Here is a 5,040-nt window from a genome sequence, read left to right on the forward strand (position 1 = left end):
CGTGCCGTGCCACCAGGTCGCCGAGTGCCCCGCGCAGTGCGGTGAGGTCGAGTTCGCCCGTCAGGCGCAGCGCCATCGGCACGTTGTACGTCGCGTTCGGGCCCTCCAGCCGCTGGAGGAACCACAGCCGGCGCTGCGCCGGGGACAGCGGGACGCGGCTCGGGCGTGCGGCCGGCGCCAGAGGTGTGCGCACCCCCGCCGAGGCGGCGGCCACCCGGCGGGCCAGCGCGGCCGCGGTGGGTGCTTCGAAGAGGTCGCGGACGGTGAGTTCGGTGCCGAGGGTGGTGCGGATGCGGCTGAGGAGGCGGACGGCGGAGAGGGAGTGTCCGCCGTGGTCGAAGAAGTTGTCGTCGGGGTGGAGGGTGGTGGTGCCGAGGGTCTGGGCGAAGAGGGTGCTGAGGATTTCTTCCTGGGGTGTGGGGGTGCGGCGGCGTTGCGGGGCGCTGTCGGTGTCAGGCGTGGTGTCGGGGGTGGTGGTGAGGTGGAGGTGTCCGCTGGTGGTCCAGTGGGCGGGGGTGCCGGTGTGGGTGAGGGGTGGGGTGAGTCCGGGTCCTGCGTAGCAGAGTTCGCCGGTGACTCCGGGGGGTGTGGGGGTGCCGTGGGGGTCGAGGACGTAGGGGTGGGTGTGGGCGGGGAGGGTTTCGCCGGTGGGCAGGGTGCGGGTGGTGGCGGGCCAGGTGTGGGTGAGCCGGTGGTGTTCCTCGTCGGTGAGGAGGGGGAGGTGGGTGAGGGGGCGTGCGGGGTCGGTGGTGGCGGCGCGGAGGAGGCGTTCCAGGCGGGCGGTCATCGCCTCGACGGTGGCCTGGTCGAACAGATCCGTCGCGTAGTCCACCGAACCCGTCATGCCGCCCGGCAGACCCTCCGGCGTCAGCCGCTCCTCGAACCCGAACTCCAGGTCGAACTTCGAGGTGTCCGAGCCGACCGCCTCCAGCTCGCCCGCCAGCCCCGCGAGCGGGACCTCCGCCCGCGTGGCCTCGAAGGTGAGCATCACCTGGAAGAGCGGGTGGTGGGCGAGTGAGCGCACCGGGTTGACGATCTCCACGAGCCGTTCGAAGGGCACGTCCTGGTGGGCGTAGGCGGCGAGGTTCGACTCCCGCACCCGGTCCAGGAGTTCGGCGAAGGACGGCTCACCGGAGGTGTCGGTGCGCAGCACGAGGGTGTTGACGAAGAACCCGACCAGGTCCTCCAGCGCGTCGTCGGCACGCCCCGCGACCGGCGTGCCGATCGGGATGTCCGTGCCCGCGCCCAGCCGCGTGAGCAGGGCCGCGAGCGCCGCCTGCACCACCATGAACACACTGGCCTGGCGCTCCCGGGCCAGCCGGGTGATGTCCCGGTGCAGCCCGGCGTCGAGGACGAAGTCGACACTGCGCCCCCGGTACGCGGCCACCTCGGGACGCGGCCGGTCCACCGGCAGCTCCAGCCGCTCCGGCAGCCCCGCCAGGGCCGTACGCCAGTGCTCGATCTGCCGCGCCAGCACACTGTCCCCGGCGGACTCGTCGCCGAGCACCTCGCGCTGCCACAGCGTGTAGTCCGCGTACTGCACCGGCAGCGGCTCCCACGCGGGTGCCTCCCCGGCGTGCCGCGCCGCGTAGGCGAGGGACAGGTCGCGGGCCAGCGGGCCCATGGACCAGCCGTCACCGGCGATGTGGTGCACGAGCAGCAGCAGCACGTGCTCATCCGGACCGACCGTGAACAGGACCGCTCGCAGCGGAAGTTCCGCCGCCAGGTCGAAGGCGTGCCGAGCGGCCTCGGCCACGTCCCCGTCGATGCGCTCCGGAGCGGACGCCACCGTCTCCAGCACCGGCCGGGCCGCCTCACCGTCCAGGATCCGCTGGTACGGCGTGCCGTCCGCCTCCGGGAACACGGTCCGCAGGCTCTCGTGCCGTGCGACCAGGTCCCCGAGGGCCGCCCGCAGCGCCGCCACGTCCAGGCCGCCGGTCAGCCGCAGCCGCATCGGCACGTTGTAGGTGGCGCTGGGGCCCTCCAGCCGGTGCAGGAACCACAGCCGTGCCTGGGCGAAGGAGAGCGGCAGCCGCTCCGGGCGGTCCATCGGCACCAGCGCCGCCCGCGCTCCGGCCGCGTCACCGAGCCGTGCCGCGACCCCGGCGACCGTCGGCGCCTCGAACAGGTCCCGCACCGACAGCTCCACGCCGAAGGCGGTACGCACCCGGCTGATGAGCTGGATGCCGAGCAGGGAGTGCCCGCCGAGACCGAAGAAGTCGTCATCGATGCCGACCCGTTCGACGCCGAGGACGTCGGCGAACAGGCCGCACAGCACCTCCTCGCGGGCGTCGCGCGGGGCCCGCCCCGCCTCGCCGCTCGCGTACCCGGGCGCGGGCAGCGCCTTGTGGTCCAGCTTCTCGTGCGCCGTCAGCGGCAGCGCCGCCAGCGGCACGAACGCCGACGGCACCATGAACGCCGGCAGCCGGCGCGCCGCCAGCTCCCGCAGCTCCGCCAGGTCCGCTCCGGTGGTGGTGTCGGTGGGGACGACGTAGGCGACGATGCGTTGGTCGCCGGGTCGGTCTTCTCTGACGATGGCGGCGGTGCGGGTGATGTGGGGGTGGGTGGTGAGGACGTTCTCGATCTCGCCGAGTTCGATGCGGTGGCCGCGGAGTTTGATCTGGTGGTCGGTGCGGCCGAGGTAGTGGAGTTGTCCGTCGCGGTGCCAGGTGGCGAGGTCGCCGGTGCGGTACATGCGGGTGCCGGGGGTGAAGGGGTCGGCGACGAACCGGCTCGCGGTCAGGTCCGGGCGGCCCAGATACCCCCGCGCCAGCCGCACACCGGCGACGTACAGCTCGCCCGGGGTGCCCACCGGCACCGGGCGCAGCGCCTCGTCCAGCACGTACACCCGCGTGTTCCGGCCGGGACGGCCGATCGGCGGCGCCTCCGCGCCCGACAGCGGGTCGCTCACCGTCACCCAGACGGTCGCCTCCGTCGGACCGTACGCGTTGAACACGCCCCGGTCCGCCGACCACCGCCCGGCGACATCGGCGGCGAACGCCTCACCACCGACGATCAGCGTCCGCAGCTCGGGCAGCGGCCGCACCGGCATGCTCGCGAGCGCGGCCGGTGACATCTGCACATGGGTGATCCGCTCCTCCTCCAGCAGCCGGACCAGCACCTCGCCGGCGAGGGGACCCGTCGACGGCACCACCAGCCGGGCACCGGAACGCAGCGCCATCCACAGCTCGAACACCGACGGGTCGAAGCTCGGCGGAGCCACCTGGAGCACCCGGCTGTTCCCGTCCAGCGCCCAGCGCTCCACCACGTCGGCCGAGAAGTCCACGACGCTCGCGTGCGGGACGACGACGGCTTTGGGGCGGCCGGTGGAGCCGGAGGTGTAGATGAGGTAGGCGGGGTGGTGGGGGTGGAGTGGGGTGGTGGGGTTGTGGGTGGGTTGGTGGTGGTGGGGGTGGGTGTCGAGGGTGAGGGTGGGGGTGGTTGTGGTGGGGAGGGTGGGGGTGAGGTGGGTGGTGGTGATGAGGAGTGCGGGGTGGGCGTCGTGGAGCATGTAGGTGATGCGGTCGGTGGGGTAGTCGGGGTCGATGGGGAGGTAGGCGGCGCCGGTTTTGAGGGTGGCGAGGATGGCGGTGACGAGGTCGGTGGAGCGGGGCAGGGCGAGGGCGACGTATTGTTCGGGTCCGATGCCCCGGGTGATGAGGTCGTGGGCGAGTTGGTTGGCGCGGGTGTTCAGTTCCGCGTAGGTGAGCGAGACGTCTCCGTGTTCGACGGCGACCGCCCCCGGCGTCCGTGAGACCTGCGCCTCGAACAGCTCCGGCAGCGTCGCCCCGGACGTGGCACGGGCGGTGTCGTTCCACTCCCCGAGCATCCGGACGCGCTCGTCGTCGGAGAGCACCTCCAGGGTGCTCAGCGGCCGGGACGGGTCCGCGGCGACCGCGCGCAGCAGCCGCTCCAGCCGCTGCGCGACCGCGACGGCCGTCTCCCGGTCGAAGAGGTCCGTGGCGAACTCCACGACACCGCCGAGCCCGCACGGCACGCCCCGAGCGTCGAAGCGCTCCCCGAGACTGACCGCCAGGTCCACCTTCGCGATCCCGGCGTGCACGTCCTCGTCCTCCGCGACCTGGAGGCCGTGCATGGCGAAGTCGCCCTCGGTGGCGTTCTGGAGGACCAGCATCACCTGGAAGAGGGGGTGGTGGGCGAGGGAGCGGGTGGGGTTGACGATTTCCACGAGGCGTTCGAAGGGGACGTCCTGGTGGGCGTAGGCGGCGAGGTCGGTGTCGCGGACGCGGGCGAGGAGTTGGGTGAAGGTGGGGTCGCCGGAGGTGTCGGTGCGCAGGACGAGGGTGTTGACGAAGAAGCCGACGAGGTCGTCGAGGGTGTCGTCGGTGCGTCCGGCGACGGGGGTGCCGATGGGCAGGTCGGTGCCGGCGCCGAGTCGGGTGAGGAGGGTGGTCAGGGCGGCGTGCAGGACCATGAAGACGGTGACCTGGTGTTCGCGGGCCAGGCGGACGATGTCGTGGTGGAGGCCGGCGTCGAGGGTGAGGGGGACGGTGGCGCCGTGGTGTGCGGCGATGGCCGGCCGGGGCCGGTCGGTGGGGAGCTGGAGCTGCTCGGGCAGGCCGGCCAGGGTGGTGCGCCAGTGCTCGATCTGCCGGGAGATGACACTCTCCGGGTCGCTCTCCTCCCCGAGCACCTCGCGCTGCCACAGCGTGTAGTCGGCGTACTGCACCGGCAGCGGCTCCCACGCCGGGGCCCCGCCCTCCTTGCGGGCGGCGTAGGCCCGCGCGACATCGTGGGCGAGCGGGTCCAGGGACCAGCCGTCGCTCGCGATGTGATGGGCGAGCAGCAGCAGTACGTGCTCGTCGGCGGCCAGCCGGAACACCGTGACCCGCAACGGCAGTTCGGCCGCCAGCTCGAAGGGGTGCCGGATCGCACGGTCCAGGGCCGCTCCGTACCCGGCGGGGTCGGTCTCCACGACCTCCAGCACGGGCCGCGCGTCGGCGCTGTCCAGGACGTGCTGGTACGGGGTGCCGTCGTGCTCGGGGAAGACGGTGCGCAGGCTCTCGTGCCGTGCCACCA

At 73.1% G+C, this 5,040-nt stretch carries 1 protein-coding gene; it reads right to left on the reverse strand.

The annotated features are described in order from the left end of the window. On the reverse strand, window positions 1–5,040 hold a 5,040-nt coding region (locus ACZ4K2_RS36850; protein ID WP_467770022.1), incomplete at both ends, for an amino acid adenylation domain-containing protein.

Source organism: Streptomyces sp. NPDC025833 (genome assembly GCF_055558055.1).